The sequence below is a fragment of the Erythrobacter sp. genome (genome assembly GCF_024305245.1).
Classification (GTDB): Bacteria; Pseudomonadota; Alphaproteobacteria; order Sphingomonadales; family Sphingomonadaceae; genus Erythrobacter.
Window position 1 is genome coordinate 56,474 of sequence record NZ_JAMWYX010000003.1, and the last position, 17,939, is coordinate 74,412.

The 17,939-nt window shown below is 64.1% G+C and carries 12 protein-coding genes; 4 read left to right on the forward strand and 8 right to left on the reverse strand.

Going from position 1 to position 17,939, the window contains the following annotated elements:
- Nucleotides 1–75: 75 nt before the first annotated feature.
- The 3 genes from Q0L48_RS05035 to Q0L48_RS05045 are packed head-to-tail and all read right to left on the reverse strand — an operon-like array spanning nucleotide 76 to nucleotide 5,970.
- Nucleotides 76–1,290 (reverse strand): endo-1,4-beta-xylanase, encoded by a 1,215-nt coding sequence (locus Q0L48_RS05035; protein WP_296718013.1) that lies wholly within the window; start codon nucleotides 1,288–1,290, stop codon nucleotides 76–78.
- Nucleotide 1,291: 1 nt separating this feature from the next.
- The gene (locus Q0L48_RS05040) at nucleotides 1,292–3,646 is read right to left on the reverse strand and encodes a glycoside hydrolase family 3 N-terminal domain-containing protein (RefSeq protein ID WP_296718762.1); all 2,355 of its coding nucleotides are present in this window, start codon (nucleotides 3,644–3,646) and stop codon (nucleotides 1,292–1,294) included.
- 29 nt (nucleotides 3,647–3,675) lie between these two features.
- Complete coding sequence (locus tag Q0L48_RS05045) at nucleotides 3,676–5,970, reverse strand: glycoside hydrolase family 3 N-terminal domain-containing protein (RefSeq protein WP_296718765.1); 2,295 nt, start codon at nucleotides 5,968–5,970, stop codon at nucleotides 3,676–3,678.
- Nucleotides 5,971–6,174: 204 nt separating this feature from the next.
- Between Q0L48_RS05045 and Q0L48_RS05050 the strand changes: the two genes are divergently transcribed.
- The 4 genes from Q0L48_RS05050 to Q0L48_RS05065 all read left to right on the forward strand — a co-directional run bounded on the left by Q0L48_RS05050 (nucleotide 6,175) and on the right by Q0L48_RS05065 (nucleotide 12,188).
- Nucleotides 6,175–8,247 carry an alpha-glucuronidase gene (locus Q0L48_RS05050; RefSeq protein ID WP_296718766.1) on the forward strand — a complete coding sequence of 691 codons (2,073 nt, stop codon included), beginning with the start codon at nucleotides 6,175–6,177 and terminating at the stop codon, nucleotides 8,245–8,247.
- Between the two features lie 67 nt (nucleotides 8,248–8,314).
- Nucleotides 8,315–9,427, forward strand: coding sequence for a LacI family DNA-binding transcriptional regulator (locus tag Q0L48_RS05055; RefSeq protein ID WP_296718015.1), 1,113 nt, complete (start codon nucleotides 8,315–8,317; stop codon nucleotides 9,425–9,427).
- A complete protein-coding gene (locus tag Q0L48_RS05060) occupies nucleotides 9,424–11,208 on the forward strand; it encodes an IlvD/Edd family dehydratase (protein WP_296718017.1) in 1,785 nt (594 codons plus the stop codon). Before Q0L48_RS05055 ends, Q0L48_RS05060 begins: the two co-directional genes overlap by 4 nt.
- Entirely contained in the window at nucleotides 11,208–12,188 is a 981-nt protein-coding gene (locus Q0L48_RS05065) for a glycoside hydrolase family 43 protein (RefSeq protein WP_296718020.1), read from the forward strand. Before Q0L48_RS05060 ends, Q0L48_RS05065 begins: the two co-directional genes overlap by 1 nt.
- On the opposite strand, the gene Q0L48_RS05070 is transcribed toward Q0L48_RS05065, so the two are convergent.
- From Q0L48_RS05070 to Q0L48_RS05090, 5 genes are all read right to left on the reverse strand, one after another.
- Nucleotides 12,185–13,042: an aldose 1-epimerase gene (locus tag Q0L48_RS05070; RefSeq protein WP_296718022.1), complete on the reverse strand. Its 858-nt coding sequence runs from the start codon at nucleotides 13,040–13,042 to the stop codon at nucleotides 12,185–12,187. The genes Q0L48_RS05065 and Q0L48_RS05070 overlap by 4 nt on opposite strands.
- Nucleotides 13,043–13,083: 41 nt before the next feature.
- The gene (locus tag Q0L48_RS05075; RefSeq protein ID WP_296718025.1) at nucleotides 13,084–14,898 is read right to left on the reverse strand and encodes a sialate O-acetylesterase; all 1,815 of its coding nucleotides are present in this window, start codon (nucleotides 14,896–14,898) and stop codon (nucleotides 13,084–13,086) included.
- 98 nt (nucleotides 14,899–14,996) lie between these two features.
- The gene (locus Q0L48_RS05080) at nucleotides 14,997–15,881 is read right to left on the reverse strand and encodes an SMP-30/gluconolactonase/LRE family protein (RefSeq protein ID WP_296718027.1); all 885 of its coding nucleotides are present in this window, start codon (nucleotides 15,879–15,881) and stop codon (nucleotides 14,997–14,999) included.
- Entirely contained in the window at nucleotides 15,872–16,630 is a 759-nt protein-coding gene (locus Q0L48_RS05085; protein ID WP_296718029.1) for an SDR family NAD(P)-dependent oxidoreductase, read from the reverse strand. Before Q0L48_RS05085 ends, Q0L48_RS05080 begins: the two co-directional genes overlap by 10 nt.
- Nucleotides 16,631–16,730: 100 nt before the next feature.
- Nucleotides 16,731–17,855 (reverse strand): fumarylacetoacetate hydrolase family protein, encoded by a 1,125-nt coding sequence (locus tag Q0L48_RS05090; RefSeq protein ID WP_296718031.1) that lies wholly within the window; start codon nucleotides 17,853–17,855, stop codon nucleotides 16,731–16,733.
- Nucleotides 17,856–17,939 lie beyond the last annotated feature (84 nt).

Here is a 17,939-nt window from a genome sequence, read left to right on the forward strand (position 1 = left end):
TCAGTGAATGCGGAGAGCGCAAAAAAAGACCCGGGGCAGCGCCCCGGGCCCAAAGTTAACGCTGAGGCACGAGGATCAGCCAGCAGCGCTCATGACATCGGCCAACGCGGAGCGCAGCGGTTTGGGCCGGTAGCGGGAATCGTATGGCGCGCCGCGCACCTCCAGCCCATCATCGCGCTTGGCCGGGTCGAACCCCTGAAGCCAGTTGAAGCGATCGACCATGCCCCAGACGAGCACGTCATCAAGGTGCGCGTCGTAATCGAGCATCAGATCGAAATAGCGCCGCGAGAAATCGGCGACCTTTTCGTCGCGCTGCGCGATGTCACCGGGCAGCGCCTTGTCCTTCACATCGAATTCGGTGATCAGCAGGCGGTATCCCATGCCGGTGACCTCATCGAGAAAGCTGCGCCATTCGCGTTCGGCAAAGGGGCCGACGCCGGTGGCGGGATCGATCGCGAACATTTCGATATGCGACTGGATGCCCAGCGCATCGACCGGCGTGCCGCGCTTGCGGAAGCCTTCGAGCAGGCGCAGCACATCGGCGACATGCTCGCGGTGCTGCGGTTCCCAGCTCATGTAATCGTTATAGACCAGCTGCGCATCGGGCAGTTCGGCGCGGGCGGTATGGAAGGCGAGGTCGAGCACGGCTTCGGGGCTGCCCATCGCACGGCTCATGCTCGTTTCGATCGGGGCATTGCGATCATGGTCGATCGCCTCGTTCACCACGTCGTAACTGGTGATGATGCCTTTGTACCGGCGGGTAACGGTCTGGATATGCTCGGTCAGCAACCGTTCGGCTTCCTGCACCGGATTGGCGCCGTAGTCATAGGTGTTGAGCCAGTTCGGGAACCACTGCGGGCGGTGCCACAGCAGCGTGTGACCGCGCACGGCGAGGCTGTTTTCCTGCGCCCAGCGGACGATCTCGTCCATCCGGTCGAAAGTGTAGGCCGTGGGCGACGGGCGCAGCGCCTGCCACTTCATCTCGTTTTCGGGGACGACGATGCCGCATTCGCCCTTGATGATCGCGGTATAGGCCGGGTTCTGGATCGATCCGGCGTTAGTGTTACCGGGGGTCGAGGCAATGGCGCTGCCGAACTTGCGTCCGCCGCGTGCGGCTATGGCGTTCAGGCCGGGCTGCGGCACGCCTCCCGCGGGCAGGGTGGGCGAGGTCGGCGGCGTGCCGACCGGCGCAGTGCCGCTGCCAGTCGATCCGCCGCCACATCCCACCAGCGGGATGGCCGCAAGCCCGGCAAGCGCCGCGCGGCGGGAAATGCTGAAATCCGTACTCATCTCAGATGATCTCCACGAGGGTCGATGAAAGTGTGTCGGAACTGCCGCCAGCATGCAGCGTGACGGGGCCGGGTTCGTTGACCTCCTCCAGCGCATCGTTCCAGATCGCCAGCTGCCGCGCCGGTATGTGGAAGCTGAGCGTGCGGACCTCTCCCGCTTGCAGCGTCACCCGTTCGAAACCCTTGAGTTCGAGCACCGGGCGGCTGACCGAAAGGTTGGTGCGGGTGATGTAAAGCTGCACAACTTCGTCACCCGCCCGCGTGCCGGTGTTGGTGACCGTGACTTCGGCGGTGATGTCCTCATCGCGGCCAAAGCGCTGTTTGGCGGCACGCGGCGGCGATATCGCGAAGGTGGTGTAGGACAGCCCGTGCCCGAAGGCGAAAAGGGGTGCCTTGTCATCGAACAGGTATCCGCGCCGCGCGCTCGGCTTGTGGTTGTAGAAGAACGGCACCTGCCCGGCGTTACGCACCACCGTCACGGGCAGTTTGGCGCCGGGATTGATGTCCCCCAGCAGTGCTTCGGCGACAGCAATGCCGCCTTCCTGCCCCGGATACCAGCATTCCAGCACCGCATCAGCCTTTGCGATCACATTGGGCCAGCTTGGCGGGCGGCCATTGTATGCGGCCACGATCAGCGGCTTGCCCAGCATCGCGAGCGCATCGACCAGATCGTTCTGTTCGCCGAGAATGTCGATGTTGGTGCGGTCGCCGAGGTGGTTCTTGGCGAAACCTTCGCGGCTGGTCTGTTCGGTGTCACCGATGGCGAGAATGATGGTGTCGGCGGTTTTCGCCACCTTCACCGCCTCGGCGATCAGACGCAGGTTTTCGGCACGGTCGGCAAGGGTTATTTCATCCGCCGAACGGTCTTCGCTGGTGGTGATAAATACGCCCTGCGCGGTTACGAAGTCGGCGTCTGGCGCGATGGCGCGCAAGCCTTCAATCAGGCTGGTGGTCTGCTTGGGCACGCTGGAATAGCCGCCGAGGCGCGCAATCGCATGGTTCGGCCCGATCACTGCCACGCGGCCCATGGTTGTGCGGTCGAGCGGCAGTGCGCCATTGCGGTTGGTGAGCAGGCACACGCCCTTGCGCGCCGCCTCCAGCGCGAGTGTGCGGGCTTCGGCGTTGCCGGTGATGCTCTCGGCCAGCGCGGCATCGCCATAGGGGTTCTCGAACAATCCGCAGCGGAACTTGAACGCCAGCATTCGGGCGCAGGCGGTGTCGATCAGCGATTGCGAGACGCGGCCCGCGCGCACAGCTTCAGTGAGTGTGGCGAAAGCCTGCCCCTCGGGCAGTTCGCTATCCACCCCGGCCTTCAGCGCCTGATGCGCGGCATCCTCCAGATCGCGGGCGACATGGTGCAGTGTGGCGAGTTCGTGCACCCCGCCGTAATCGCTGGCGATAATCCCGTCGAAACCCCACTCGCCGCGCAGCACATCGCCCAGCAGCCAGGTGTTGGCGTGGCTCGGTACCCCGTCGATCTCGTTATAACTCGGCATCACCGCGCCGATGGAGGTGCGGCGCACGACTTCGCGGAACGGCGGGAAGAAGTTCTCGCGCAGTTCGCGTTCCGAAAGCTGGGCGGGGGCGACATTGTTACCGCTTTCGGGCTGGCCGTGGCCGGTCATGTGCTTGAGCGTGGCGAAAACCTTGCCGTCTGCCAGCCGTTCGAACTTGCCCGGTCCTTGCAGGCCTTCGACCGCAGCGACACCCATTTCGGCCGCTAGGTAGGGGTCTTCGCCCCAGGTCTCCTCGATCCGGCCCCAGCGCGGATCGCGCACGATATCGACCACGGGGGACAGCACCAGCGGAACGCCGCGTGCGCGAGTTTCGCGGGCGATCACTGACTGGGTGCGCCGCATCAGGTCGAGATCAAACGATCCTGCCAGCGCGATTGCCTGCGGGAACATCGTCGCCTCGGTCGCCATGTAACCGTGGAGCGATTCCTCGTGCAGCAGAACCGGAATGCCGAGCCGCGTGTCCTCCACCGCCCAGCGTTGCAGGGCGTTGATGAAAGCGACCGTTTCGGCAGGGGTGCGCCAGCGTGCCGCCGTGCCGCCGGCCGCGCCGGTTATGCCGGGCACGCCGCGCTTGTCGCTGGGGCGGGTAACGTGGCCGATTCCGTCGGGGAAGGCGGCGCTGGCCTTGGCCGGGTTGAAGGCGAGGTCATCAATCATGTCGCCCTTCGCTGCCCACGCTGTGCGGATCTGCGCGACCTTTTCCTCCAGCGTCATGTGCGCCATCAGATCGGCGACCCGCAGCGGGATCGGCGCGGCAGCGTCCTTGTAAACCGCGCGGCCCTGCGCAAAGGCGGCTGGCCCCGCCGCCAGTGCCAGCGCAGCAAGGCTGCCGCCTGCCATCAGGCCAAGCGCGTGGCGGCGGGAGAGATTCACGGCGTCACCGTCAACGTAACGCTTTGCACCTCCGCCGAGTTCGCGCCGGTCATGATTGTAAACGCGCCCGGCTCGATCACCTGCTCCATCTCGGTGTTCCACAGCATGAAGGCGCGCGGTTCGATGGTGATCGCAGCGTTGCGCGTTTCCCCCGGTTGCAGCGTCACCCGCTGGAAGCCGACCAGTTCCTTGACCGGGCGGGTAACCGAGCTGATCTCGTCGCGCAGATACACCTGCACCACCTCGTCACCGGCGCGTTTGCCGGAGTTGGTGACCGGCACGGTGACTGTCACGCCTTGCCCTGCCGCGATCGTTGAAGACGACAGCTGCGGCGCGCCCAGCGTGAAGGTGGTGTAGGACAGCCCGTAGCCGAACGGGAACAGCGGGGTCACCTCGTCGAACAGGTATCCGCGCCGTGCGCTCGGCTTGTGGTTGTAGAACATCGGCAACTGGCCCGCATTGCGCGCCACCGAAACAGGCAGCTTGCCGCCGGGATTGACCTTTCCCAGCAGCGCATCGGCAATCGCCGTGCCCTGCTGTTCGCCTGCATACCACGTTTCAAGGATCGCATCGGCCTCTGCGGCGATGGTGGGGTAGCTCGGCGGGCGACCATTGACGAGCACCGCGACCACCGGCTTGCCCAGCGCCTTGAGCGCGAGGAACAGTTCGTTCTGCTCTCCCACCAGATCAAGGCTGGTGCGGTCGCCCAAATGCCCTGCGGCCCAGCCTTCGCGGCTGGTCTTTTCAGTGTCGCCGATGAACAGCACGATAGTGTCGGCGGATTTGGCGACTTCGACCGCTGCGGCGATGCGGCGGCGGTTTTCGGCCGGATCGCCCAGTTCCACCGGATCATCCCACCAGTCGCTGTCGCCCTTGACGATTTCGACTCCCATCGCGTGAACGATATTGGCCTTGTCGCCCACGGCGGCGCGGATGCCTTCGAGCGGGGTAACGCTGGCGCGCGGTTCGCCGTAGTAACCGCCCAGCCGCGCGACATCGGCGTTGGGGCCGATCACCGCTATGGTCGGCTTCTTGCCGCCTTCGGGTAACGTCAGCGGCAGGACGCCGTCGTTCTTGAGCAGCACCAGTGACTTTTCCGCCGCCAGCCGCGCCAGTGCGACGCCTTCTGGCCCATTCGACGTCTGCGCCTTCGCCAGATCGGGCCACGGATTGTCGAACAGCCCGGCGTTGAACTTCATGGTCAGGAACCGCTTTGCCGCCGCGTCAACCGCCGCCACCGGCACGCGTCCTTCGCGCACACTGCGGGCGAGATCCTTGAACCCTGCACCTTCAGGCAGATCGACATCGACACCTGCAAGCAACGCGATCTCGCCAGCGCGGGCATTATCGGGCGCGATGTGGTGCAGGCGGGCCATATCCTCGATCGCGTAGTAATCGGAGACGACCGCGCCCCTGAAGCCCCACTCGCCGCGCAGCACGTCTTCCAGCAGCCAGCTATTGGCGTGGCTGGGGATGCCGTCGATCTCGTTATAGCTCGCCATCACCGCGTCGATGGCGGTGCGTTTCACCACCTGTTCGAACGGCGGGAAGAACATCTCGCGCAAGGTACGTTCACTGATCTGGGCCGGGCCGACATTGGTGCCGCTTTCGGGCTGGCCGTGTCCGGTCATGTGCTTGAGCGTGGCCATCACCTTGCCGGGGCGCAGCTTGCGGTCGGTGCCGACGCCGTTCAGCCCTTCGACCGATGCGACGCCCATTTCACCGACAAGATAGGGGTCTTCGCCGAAGGTTTCCTCGATCCGCCCCCAGCGCGGATCGCGCGCGACATCCACCACGGGAGAGAGGACCATGTGGACGCCGCGCGCGCGGGTCTCGTCAGCAATCAGGGCGTTGATCTCGCGGACGAGATCGGGGTCCCAGGTGCTGGCGAGGCCGATGGATTGCGGGAAGGCGGTCGCATCTTTCGCCGCAAAGCCATGGAGTGATTCTTCGTGAAACAGCACCGGGATGCCGAGCCGGGTGTTCTCCATCGCCCAGCGCTGCGCGTCGATCACGTATTGAATAGAATCTTCGATATTGCGGCGCGGCACAACGCGCGGACTGGATGGCCCCTTGCGATCCGAAGGACGGGCGATCTGGCCGATTCCGTCGGGGAATTTGGCCGAGGCCTTGGCGGGATCGAACACATCGCCGGCACTCTGGATTTCGCCCTTGCTGTCCCAGATGGTGATGATCTGCGCGATCTTTTCTTCAAGTGTCATGCGCGCCATCAGATCATCGACGCGCTGTTCGACCGGCAATGCGGCGTTCCAGTACGGCGCGTCCTTCATGGCGCGTTCCACCGCCACTTCCTGCGCCTGCGTTGCCGGCACTGCGACCAGATTGAACGCCGCCAGACACACGCCAGCCGCCAAGGCTGCCCGCTTGATCCCAAACATGGTATTCCCCTCTCCTCTACGCGATTGCTTGACTGTCACCGCGTTTGTGGTAGCGCTACCATGATGAGAGGGAGAGGCCTTGTCAACCGGATTGCAATGCGTCTTGCGGCGCTGAGCGCGGCAATTGTGCCGTTAGCATCTTTGCAGGCCGAAGATGGCTATGACTTGTGGCTGCGCCACGCTCCGCTTGAAGGCGAATCCCTGGCACGGCTGCAAGCTCATGATGGTGAGATTGTTGCCCTCAATCCCGATGAGCCGACCGTAGCACTCGCCATCAGCGAACTGCGCGCCGGTCTTGACGGGTTGCTGGGCAAAGCAGATCGGGCTGCGCAAACTGGCTCATACACAGCGTTTCGCTTCGATTGCGACCATCCTGCAATAGCCCCTGGCGGCGCATTCCGCATCACTCCAGCTGACCGCTTGCTTAGCATCGACGCCGCTGAACCGGTTGGTTGCCTCTATGCCAGTTATGCCATTCTACGCGAGCTGGGGCAGGGCGCCGACCCGTCGACGCTAGCGCTCGATAGCGCTCCGGCGATGCCGCTCAGGATGCTCAACCACTGGGACAATCCCGATGGCCATGTCGAACGCGGCTATGCGGGCCGGTCGATCTTCGATTGGTGGCACCTGCCCGAGCGCCTCGACCAGCGGATGATCGACTATGCCCGCGCGAATGCCTCGGTCGGCATCAACGGCGTGGTGGTGAACAACGTCAACGCCCGCGCTTTCATGCTGGAGCCGCGTTACATCGCCAAGTTTGCCCGGTTGGCCGATGCGTGGCGGCCCTATGGCATCCGCGTCTATCTCTCGGCCCGCTTTTCCGCGCCGATGGACATTGGCGGTCTGACAACTTCAGATCCGCTCGATCCGCAAGTGGCGGCGTGGTGGCGTGCCAAGGCGGACGAAATCTACACTGCCATCCCCGATTTCGGCGGCTTTCTGGTCAAGGCGAACAGCGAAGGCCAGCCCGGCCCGCAGGATTATAGCCGCACCCATGCCGACGGCGCGAACATGCTTGCGGAAGGGCTCGGCGACCGGGGGACAGTAATCTGGCGTGCCTTCGTTTATTCGGCGGAGGACGAAACCGACCGCACCAAACAAGCCTATGCCGAGTTCGTACCGCTCGACGGGCAATTTGCCGACAACGTGATCGTGCAGGTCAAGAACGGCCCGCTCGATTTCCAGCCGCGTGAACCGTTCCACCCGCTGTTCGGCGCGATGCCCAAAACCAAGCTGATGTTCGAAGGCCAGATCACCAAGGAATATCTCGGCTTTGCCAGCCACCTCGCGTACCTCGCCCCGCTGTGGAAGGAAGTGCTGGGCGCCGATACGGGCAGGGGCGGCCCCGTTACGAAAAGCGTTGCGCAAGTGATCGCGCCCGCTGGCATGGCCGGCGTGGCCAACACCGGATCGGATCGCGACTGGACGGGATCGGATTTCGATCAGGCGAACTGGTATGCCTTCGGTCGACTGGCGTGGAATCCGGCGCTCTCCAGCGAGAGCATCGCGCGCGAATGGGCGGCGCAGACGTTTACCCGCGATCCGCAGGCGCTCGGCACAATCACCGCGATGATGCAGGGTAGCCGCGAAGCGGTCGTGCGATACATGACCCCGCTCGGCCTCGCGCATGTGATGGACACCGGACACCACTATGGCCCCGGCCCGTGGGTGTGCGATCTGGCACGACCCGACTGGAATCCGTGCTATTATCACCGCGCCGACGGGGAGGGGATCGGGTTCGACCGCACGCCCGCAGGATCTGACGCGCTGGCACAATACGCGCCCGATGTCACCGCACAGTGGGCCGATCCTGCAACGGTCGATCCGCGCTACCTGCTGTGGTTCCACCGCGTTCGCTGGGATCGCGTGATGCCATCTGGTCGAAGCTTGTGGGCCGATCTGGTACACGAATATGATGCCGGGGTGGCTGCAGTCGATGCCTTGGCGCGCGATTGGCAGACCCTCGCCCCGCACATCGATGCGCAGCGGCACCGCGCCGTGGCTGAAAATCTCGCAATCCAGCAGGTCGAGGCGCGCTGGTGGCGCAATGCCTCGCTCGCCTATTGGCAATCGCTCCACGGCCTCCCGCTGCCCGCCGGGGCCGCGCCGATCCCGGAAAGCCTTGCCGACTATCAGCGCCGCGCCTTTCCCGAGGCTCCCGGACAATGAAAGGCCCAATGGTAGCGCCCATCATCGCGCTTGCTGACACTCGGGCAGCGGTTCTATGGCCGTAACCATGAACAGCAAGCCAGAAGTCGCCGCCACGGCCCGCAAACGCAGCGCGCGGCGCAGCAATGCCGCGCCCACCATCACCGATGTCGCGCGCGAGGCGCAATGTTCGCCGATGACCGTCAGCCGCGTCATCAATGGCGAGGAAAACGTGCGTGAGGACACCAAACAAAAGGTGCTCGGCGCAATTGCCAAGCTCAACTATGTGCCCAACCGAGCGGCGCGGTCGCTCGCAGCCGGATCGCAGTTGCGGATCGCGCTGCTGTTCGACAACCCCTCCGCATCATACCTCAGCGAATTTCTGATGGGCGCGCTGGAGGAAGCGAGCCGACGCGACATCTACCTGGTGGTGCAAAGCTGCGAGACGGTGAACGAGGCTTATGGCGTGATCCGCAAAATGCTCGATGGCGGGATCGAAGGCTTCATCCTGCCGCCACCCTTGTGCGACGATCAAAGTGTGCTCGACCTGATCCGCAGTAATGGCGGAATTGCGGTCGCGGTGGGACCGGGGCGCGCGACCGGCAGCCACGGCGCAGTGTTGATCGACGAATTCCAGGCCGCTTATGACATGACCCGCCACATCATCGGGCTGGGGCATGAACGGATCGCCTTCATCATCGGCAACCCCGATCAGGTCGCCAGCGGACGGCGTTTGCTCGGCTATCGTTCGGCGATGAAGGATGCCGGGCTGGCGATTGACGAGAGCCTGATCGCGCAGGGCCAGTTCACCTATCGTTCGGGCATGGTCGCGGCGGAAAAGCTGCTGGGCGTACCGCATCGCCCGACCGCCATTTTCGCTTCCAACGACGATATGGCTGCTGCCACTGTCGCAATGGCGCACCGGCGGCATCTGGATGTGCCGAACGACATTACCGTCTGCGGGTTCGACGATACCGAGCTGGCGAGTTCAATCTGGCCGGAGCTGACAACAATCCGCCAGCCGATCCGCGAGATGACCGCCGAAGCGGTCGCGATGATTGCGCGGGTGTACAAGCAAAAGCCGCGCATCGCCCGCGCCAAGGCCGAGCAGTTAACGCTCGCCTATCAACTGATCCGCCGCAATTCCGATGCCGGGCCCAGCCTTGCCGCCTCGTTCAACCCGCCGCCCGAGAAAACATGACCGAAACACCCACACCCCGCCGCCTGCGTTCGCGCGACTGGTTCGACAATCGTGAGCGGATGGATATGACCGCGCTCTATCTCGAGCGGTTCATGAATTACGGGATTACACCCGAAGAATTGCAAAGCGGCAAGCCGATTATCGGCATCGCGCAAAGCGGCAGCGACCTTTCCCCCTGCAATCGCATCCACATCGATCTGGCCAAGCGCACGCGTGACGGCATCCGCGATGCAGGCGGCATCCCCATCGAATTTCCCGTCCACCCGATCTTCGAAAACTGCCGCCGGCCGACAGCGGCGCTGGATCGCAACCTTCTGTATCTCGGGCTGGTGGAGCTGCTCAACGGCTATCCTATCGATGGCGTGGTGCTGACCACCGGCTGCGACAAAACCACGCCGAGCCAGATCATGGCGGCCAGCACGGTCGATATTCCCGCCATCGTGCTGTCAGGCGGGCCGATGCTGGATGGCTGGCACGAAGGCGAGTTGGTCGGCAGCGGCACAGTGATCTGGCGCAGCCGCCGCAAGCTGGCGGCTGGCGAGATCGACGAGGACGAATTCCTCCGCCGCGCCACCGACAGCGCGCCGAGCGCCGGACACTGCAATTCGATGGGCACGGCGAGCACCATGAACGCGGTGGCCGAAGCGCTGGGCTTGTCGCTCACCGGCTGCGCCGCGATCCCCGCGCCTTATCGCGAGCGCGGGCAGATGGCCTATCGCACCGGCCGCCGGATCGTCGAAATGGTGCTGGAGGATCTGAAACCCTCTGACATCCTGACCCGCAAGGCCTTCGAAAACGCCATCGCCACGGTCAGCGTGATCGGCGGATCGTCCAACGCGCAGCCGCATATTCAGGCGATGGCCGCCCATGCCGGCGTCGAACTGGAAACCGGCATCTGGCAGGCGCATGGCTATGATCTGCCGCTGCTGGTCAATATGCAGCCTGCAGGCGCCTATCTGGGCGAGCGTTTTCACCGTGCGGGCGGGGTTCCCGCAGCGATGTGGGAGCTGTTGGAGGCCGGCAGGCTGAACGGTGACTGCATCACCTGCACCGGGCAAACGCTGGCTGAAAATCTCGCCGGAGCGGAAAGCCATGATCGCGAGATGATCCGGCCCTTCGCTGATCCGCTGATCGACAAGGCCGGTTTCATGGTGCTGTCGGGCAATCTGTTCGACTTTGCGATCATGAAAACCTCTGTGATCTCCGAGGCGTTTCGCGCCCGCTACCTCTCGCGTCCCGGCATGGACGGCGTGTTCGAAGCGCGTGCGATCGTATTCGACGGGTCTGACGATTACCATCACCGCATCAACGATCCCGCGCTGAACATCGACGAGGATTGCATTCTGGTGATCCGCGGATCGGGCGTGATCGGCTGGCCGGGCAGCGCCGAAGTGGTCAACATGCAGCCGCCCGATGCGATGATCCGCGCAGGCAAGCAATGGCTGCCGACGCTGGGTGACGGGCGGCAATCGGGGACCAGCGACAGCCCTTCGATCCTCAACGTCAGTCCCGAAAGCGCGGTTGGCGGAGGGCTTTCGTGGCTGCGCACCGGCGATATCATCTGCGTCGATCTGAACACGCGGCGCTGCGATGCGCTGGTGGACGAGGCCGAGATCGCCCGCCGCCGCGCCGAGGAGACCTGCCCGCCCGTGCCCGAAAGCCAGACCCCGTGGGAAGAGCTGTACCGCGAGAAGACCGGCCAACTAGCCGAGGGCGGGGTGATGGACTTTGCACTCAAATATCGCGGCACAGCGCGCAAATTGCCGAGGCATAATCACTGATGCGGGGGTGGCTCGTCCTGGGCGCGTTGCTGGCCGCCGTCCCGCTTCTGGCGGAGGAGCCTGCACCCGGTTCGAACCCGATTATCCGCGACCGGTTCACCGCCGACCCAGCGCCCTTGGTGATCGGCGATCGGCTGTGGCTCTATACCAGCCACGACGAGGCGGCGGACGGCGAGATGTTCAACATGAAGGAATGGCTCGCTTTTTCGACCACCGACATGCGGGAATGGACCTACCACGGGCCGGTTATGAACATCACTGGCTTCAAATGGGCATCGCATGATGCATGGGCGGTGCAAGTAATCGAAAAGCACGGGCGGTATTGGATGTATGCTCCGGTCGAACATGACGAGACCAAACCCGGCAAGGCGATCGGCGTTGCCGTTTCGGACCGCCCTGAAGGCCCGTTTGTGGACGCCAAGGGAGAAGCGCTGATCAGCAACGACATGACTCCAAAGGGAAACCACAGCTGGGAGGATATCGACCCGACGGTGTTCACCGATGACGACGGCACCAGCTGGATCGCATGGGGCAACCGCCAGTGCTACATCGCCCGCCTTGGTGCGGACATGATCAGTATCGATGGCCCGATCACCGAAATCACCCCGCCGCATTTCGAAGAAGGGCCATGGCTGCACAAGCGCGGTGCGCTCTATCACCTCACCTACGCCTCGCTCGACCGGGCCACGCATACCGATGAGCGCGTGTCCTATGCCACCGCCACTTCGCTGGAAGGCCCGTGGACATACCGGGGCGAGTTGACCGGATCTGGTGAGGGCAGCTTCACCATCCACCCCGGCATCGCCGAGTTCAAAGGGCAGTGGTATCTGTTCCTCCACAACGCCGCGTTGACCATCGGGACACGCAAGGGTGCGCTGGGGCGGCGGGCAGTGACGGTGGAGCATCTGACCTATGATGATCAGGGCCTGATGCTGCCGGTCAAACAGACCAAAGCGGGCGTGACAGCGCCAGCGCCCTAGGTGGCGGCGATCCTCAGGCTCAGGCTGATCGTTTCGCCGGGTGCGCACAGTGGCATCCCGCCTGCATTGATCGCATCGGGCAAGTGGCTGACGGGTTCGAGGCACAGGATATCGGGCGCTTGCGGCGCGTAGAGATGCAGGTGCGGCGCTCCCGCCGCGCGTAGCGTGATTGTGCCAAGGTCATCCTCCACTACCGCCGCGCCGTCCCACCCAGTATAGCAGTGGTCGATCAATGCAGGCGGTAGAACAGCGCCGCCCGCAGCGGCGTAATCGCCGAACTGCGAAGGCGGCAAGTGTTCGCCGGTCGGGATCATGTCCGCACCCACGGCCACCACGCTGCCCGCAGCAAAGCGCACGCGGCTTTCCGGGCGGCGGCGCAGATAGGGGTGGAGGCCGAGGCCTGCGGGCATCGGCTCAGGCGAAAGGTTGGTCAACGACAGCGTGATCGTGCAGCCCGCCGCGTCCAGCACCACTGCCTGCCGGGCTTCATAGGCCCAGAGCCAGCGCGGCGCGGTGCCATCATGGCGGTGAACCAGCGTGCAGCGGCTGGCTTCTGCCTCCGCCACAATCCACACCGATTGCCAGCCATGGCCATGGATCGCGTGCGGTTCAGGCGCGAAATTGGGCGCAAGGGAGATGCGCTCGCCCGCCCACGCATACTTCCCGCCAGCGATGCGGTTGCACCACGGCACCATCGGGAAACAGGCGGCGTCGAGCGGGTTGGCCGAGCCAGCGGGCATGGCGCGCAGCACCGGCACACCGCCGCAATCCAGCGCTGTCAGCAGCCCGCCCGCTTGCGGCAGGATACGCGCGCGCCAATCGCCGTGTCCGAGGATTAGATGGGGCAAATCCATTGTCGCGGCGCTGTGATGGGGCAGGCTTCGGCGCGCAAGCCTTAGCGTGCAATATCAAGGCCGAAACCGGGGACAGGCATGCCGTCGCCATCGACCAGATTGACCACCGGCGCATCGGCCCAGGCATAACGGACGCGGGTGGGCGCCATGCCCTCAGGCACGGCGATAACCATGCTGCTGTCGTCGAGGCCCGCCAGCACAAAGCGGCAGGTGCCCGGCGCAGCCTCGCACAGTTCCACGCCGAGGGGGTAGGGGCCGCCCTGCGCCTGCAACGCGCCAGTAATCCCGCTGAAACTCACGGTGACCTTGCCGCTCGCCAGCACCGCGCGCTGCGGCATGGGCAGGCTGCGGCCATTGAAAGCATCGGCCAATCGTTTGCCCAGAACGTTCTTGTTGGCGGGATGGATATCGGTCGGCTCGCCAAGGTCGATGGCCGTCACCAGCGCGGCGTTGGCATCGGCAGCGACGGCGCGGCGCTGTTCATCGCGCAGCTGCGCCCAGCCGGATTCGCCCGGAGCGCTGCGGCGTTCCCCGAAATCGGCCAGTTGCACCACCAGCATCCGCGCCTGCGGGCCGAACTGGCGGCGCCATCCGGCAAATATCGCTTCCAGCTTCCTGTCGTAGTCAGGCTGCCCCACATCGGATTCGCCCTGATACCAGGCCACGCCCGCCAGCCGCATCGGCCCAAGCGGGGCGATCATCGCATTGTGCATCGCGCCCACGCCCGCATTGGCATCCCACGGCGCGCGCGGGGGCACATCGGTCACAGGCGTGGTCGCATAGTCCCAATCCGCTCCCAGCGGAATGCGCGTTCCATCAGCGGCGGTGAAGTGCAGCCGTTCCGGTCCGGCGAAGAACCCGCCATTGTCCCACGCATTGTTGGCGGCGATCAGGACGGTGTTCTCGCCCGCTTTCAGGTGCTGCGGGGGAACGCGGTAGGTGCGTTCCACCCCCCAGCCGAAGGTGTAACCGACCGGCGCACCATTGACGAAGGTGAGGTCGAGATCGTCGATCGCGCCGATGGCAAGCTGGCCTTCGCCCTTGGCCTGATCCGGCGTGAGCGTGATCGTCTGGCGGAGCCATACATTGGCAATCGGCTTGCTATCCAGCCCTGTTCCGGTCCATTCGTTCCAGAACGAAAAGCGCGGGATCGGCTTCCAATCGAGGCTTTGCGGGTTGCGCCACGGCTCGCGCCCGCCATCGGCCTTGCGCCACCAGTCGAACCACTGCGGCACGAAGCCTAACGTCGCGGCATAGGGATCGCGGGCGTAGAGCGCGAGTTGGTCGAGCGCTTCGGCTCCGTGCAGCGCGCGCACGCCCTCCCGATCAAGCCATGCCCGCGCAGCGCTGCCGCCCCAATTGGAATGAATGAGGCCGATGGGCGTGGCCGTGTCTTTCCCGCGCAATGCCTTGGCCATGTAAAAGCAGGCCGCGGAAAAATTAGCGACGCTGTCGCTGGTCGCCGCCTTCCATACGACCGGCGCGGCGAAACGGGGTTGCGGCAGCGCGGCAGTGGCCTTGGGCACCATCAGCAACCGGATTCCATCATCTGCGGCGAGGCGCAGCTGGGTATCGGCGTCCAGCGCGCGGGTGACGGGCAGTTCCATGTTGGATTGTCCGGCGCACAGGAACACATCGCCGATCAGGATATTGGCGTAGGTTTTCGTGCCGCTCTCGTCGGTCAGCGTCAGGGCTTGCGGGGCGGCGTTTGCAGGTAGCGGGGGCAGGGTGAGGGTGAAGTTGCCCGACCCATCCTTGGCCGCGCTCGCCGTGACCTCGCCCAGCCTTGCCGTCACCTTGCCCCCGGCTTGGCCTTGCCCTGACAGAGTGATCGGTTGCCCCTGTTGCAGCACCATGTTGTCGCCATAAGCGGCGTCAAGCGAGGGTGCGGCAGCCGCGCCAAACGGAGCGGCGATCGCAAGAGAGGCAGCTAGAGCATTGTTAAATAAGCACATCAGCCAAGCTTTGCGCGGGCCTGCGCGAAGCCTCGCACCGGAGCGTCAAAGGCGAACAGGCTGCCCGCATGGGGAAAGGCGATCATATCGTCAGCCGACATGTTCTTGGTTGCCGAAGTGACATAGCCGGTGCTCAAAGCCGCCCCGCCGAATGCCATCTTGGTGATGTCGCGGGCAGGCATGGCGATGGTTGCAACCAGTTCGCCATCGGGCGAAAACCGCGCTACGCGCCCGCCGAGGTAAAGGCCGGTCCAGACATGGTCTTCCGCGTCGACCACCGGCCCATCGGGATAGGCCGAAGGGAACAGCGCGCCAGTATCGGCAAACAAGCGCGCCTCGCCAACGCCAGACGGTGTAAGATCGGCGACCATGATTTTTTGCGCACCGGTATCGGTAAAATAGATGCGGTCGCCCGCGGCGTTGACGGCAGGGCCATTGGTGATCGCGATGCCCGCAGGCCCCGCCGCACGGATTTCTCCGCGATCGAACACATAGAACCGGCCCGATGCCGCGCCTTCGGCATCGTCCATCGATCCGAACCACACCCGGCCCCAGGGATCGGTGCAGGCATCGTTGAGCCGGTTGGTCGCAGGCTCACCCGGAACCGCGCCCAATTTTTCGAAGCGTTGGGCTTCGGGATCGAAGGTATAAAGCCCGTCCTTCAACCCGCACAGCAACAGCCCGCCTTCGGCCGGTATCGCCCATCCGATCTGTTCGGGTGCCTGCGTAAAAGCGTTGCTGCCGGTTGCCGGATCATAGTGCCACAGGCGATGCCGCTTGATATCGACGAACCAGACAATCCCGCGCTCCGCATCCCACAGCACCCCTTCGCCGAGCTTGCTGTCGGCGGCGAGCACCGGGCGAACGGGCAGATTTATCTCCATCCGGCATCAACCCAGTAATTGTGCGCGGTGCAGTATCGCGCATCGTCAGAGGCGAGGAACAGCGCCATCGCGGCGATATCGACCGGCTGAATACGCCCGTCAAGGCATTGCGCAGCAACGATTTCAGCCTCTCCTGCAGGCGAATACCACTGCATCTGACGGGGAGTCTGGACATTGCCGGGGATGATCGTGTTGACCCGGATATTGTCGCGCCCAAGCTCGCGCGCCAAGCTTCGGGTCAGGCCCTCGATCGCAGCTTTGGCAGTCTGATAGATCACCAAGTCCTTTAAGCCCAAGTGCCAGCTGATCGAGCCCATGTTGACAATCGACCCGCCGCCCGCCGCGCGCATCGCATGCACCACCGCCTTGGCTGCAAAGAATTGATGCTTGAGGTTGACCGCCATGCGATCGTCCCAATAACTGGATGTGACGTCATCAAGCGCGTGCCGATCATCGCTGGCGGCGTTGTTGATAAGCACGTCGCAGCCGCCCAGCCTATCGATCAGCTGGCCGATCTTGTCGCTGTAATCGATGCAGTCGGTAACATCGCAGGCGATGAATTGCGGCGGGATTTCCGCATCTGCCAGTCGGCCCATCAGCTCTGCGCTGGGGGCTTCCTGAATGTCGACGAACGCCACCGCAGATCCCTGCCGGACAAAGGCTTCGACCATTGCCTCGCCAATGCCCGATCCGCCACCGCTGACGATCACCTTCCGGCCGGTGAGGCTCGGATAGATCGCGTTATGCACGCTCGCAGTGCTTGAATGCGCCTCCAAAGCTATTCCCCATCCCTTATTGCCGGCGTGTCTGATGTGCCGGTTCAATCGTACGTCTATTCGTATCGATTCGTTACATTTTGTCGATCAGGCCCCGTTCGGCCAGATTGCGCGCGAAGGCGGCGATGCCGACTTCCCATACCGGCGCATCGCGGGAGGTCATGACCGTGTTCGTTAGCGCGCCCAGCCGCTTGGATCGAATGGTTACGACATCGCCGACCTTGTGGGTGAACCCCGCGCCCGGCTGATCGCGATCCTGCGTCGGTGCAAACAATGTGCCGCAGAACAGCACGAACCCATCGGGATAGTGATGTTCCGACATGCATTGCGCTACCAGGTCGAGCGGATCCCGGCTGATCTCGGCCATGACGTTGCGCCCCTCGAGCCTATAGCCTTCGGGCCCGTCGATGGTGAGTTCGACATCCGCATTTCGCACGTCATCAATAGTGAAGTTATTATCGAACAATCGGATGAACGGGCCAATAGCGCAGCTGGCAGTATTGTCCTTGGCCTTTGAAAGCAGCAGCGCGGAGCGCCCTTCGAAATCGCGCAGGTTGACATCATTGCCGAGCGTTGCGCCGAGCACTTCGCCCTTCGCGTCGCACACCAGCACCACTTCGGGTTCCGGATTGTTCCAGATCGAATCCGAGCGCACCCCGACAGGCGCGCCAGTTCCCACTGCGGACAGCACGGGCGCCTTGGAAAAGATTTCCGCATCGGGGCCGATCGCGACTTCGAGGTATTGCGACCACATGCCTTCCTCGATCAGCACAGCCTTGAGTTCAGCGGCGGCTTTGCTGCCGGGAACAACAGTCCGGATCCCCGAACCGATCTTGTCTTCCAGCTGAGCGCGGATCGCAGTGGCCCGGACTGCATCGCCGCGCGCGCGCTCTTCAATCACCCGCTCGATCGCCGACACCGCGAAGGTCACACCGCTCGCCTTGATGCAGTGCAGGTCGATGGGGGTGAGCAGGTGCCAGCCTTCGGGCAGGCCATGCTCGACCGGGCCGATAGCTGTGCCGCCGGTCAGTGTGCGGCGGGCCAACGCGCCTGATACCGTCGAGGCGACGCTTGAAAGGTCGCGAAGCATGCCGTCTGCGATGGTAATTACACAGGGTCCGTCCGGCGATTGCGCGCGGCCGATGAAATGGCCGTGCGGGAAATCCGCCGGCAGGCTGTCCAATATATGTACGGCCATTACTGGCACTTGCCCTCCACATTGATAGCGCTACCATAGGGGCAGAATCATGGGTCGACAAGCCCTAAGGATCGGCATTCGGGA

Bases quoted from the DNA above. Each gene is read 5' to 3' on its own strand.
- Q0L48_RS05035 (WP_296718013.1), bottom strand. From the start codon at position 1,290: ATGAGTACGGATTTCAGCATTTCCCGCCGCGCGGCGCTTGCCGGGCTT.
- Q0L48_RS05040 (WP_296718762.1), bottom strand. From the start codon at position 3,646: ATGGCAGGCGGCAGCCTTGCTGCGCTGGCACTGGCGGCGGGGCCAGCC.
- Q0L48_RS05045 (WP_296718765.1), bottom strand. From the start codon at position 5,970: ATGAAGGACGCGCCGTACTGGAACGCCGCATTGCCGGTCGAACAGCGC.
- Q0L48_RS05050 (WP_296718766.1), top strand. From the start codon at position 6,175: ATGCGTCTTGCGGCGCTGAGCGCGGCAATTGTGCCGTTAGCATCTTTG.
- Q0L48_RS05055 (WP_296718015.1), top strand. From the start codon at position 8,315: ATGAACAGCAAGCCAGAAGTCGCCGCCACGGCCCGCAAACGCAGCGCG.
- Q0L48_RS05060 (WP_296718017.1), top strand. From the start codon at position 9,424: ATGACCGAAACACCCACACCCCGCCGCCTGCGTTCGCGCGACTGGTTC.
- Q0L48_RS05065 (WP_296718020.1), top strand. From the start codon at position 11,208: ATGCGGGGGTGGCTCGTCCTGGGCGCGTTGCTGGCCGCCGTCCCGCTT.
- Q0L48_RS05070 (WP_296718022.1), bottom strand. From the start codon at position 13,042: ATGGATTTGCCCCATCTAATCCTCGGACACGGCGATTGGCGCGCGCGT.
- Q0L48_RS05075 (WP_296718025.1), bottom strand. From the start codon at position 14,898: ATGGTGCTGCAACAGGGGCAACCGATCACTCTGTCAGGGCAAGGCCAA.
- Q0L48_RS05080 (WP_296718027.1), bottom strand. From the start codon at position 15,881: ATGGAGATAAATCTGCCCGTTCGCCCGGTGCTCGCCGCCGACAGCAAG.
- Q0L48_RS05090 (WP_296718031.1), bottom strand. From the start codon at position 17,855: ATGGCCGTACATATATTGGACAGCCTGCCGGCGGATTTCCCGCACGGC.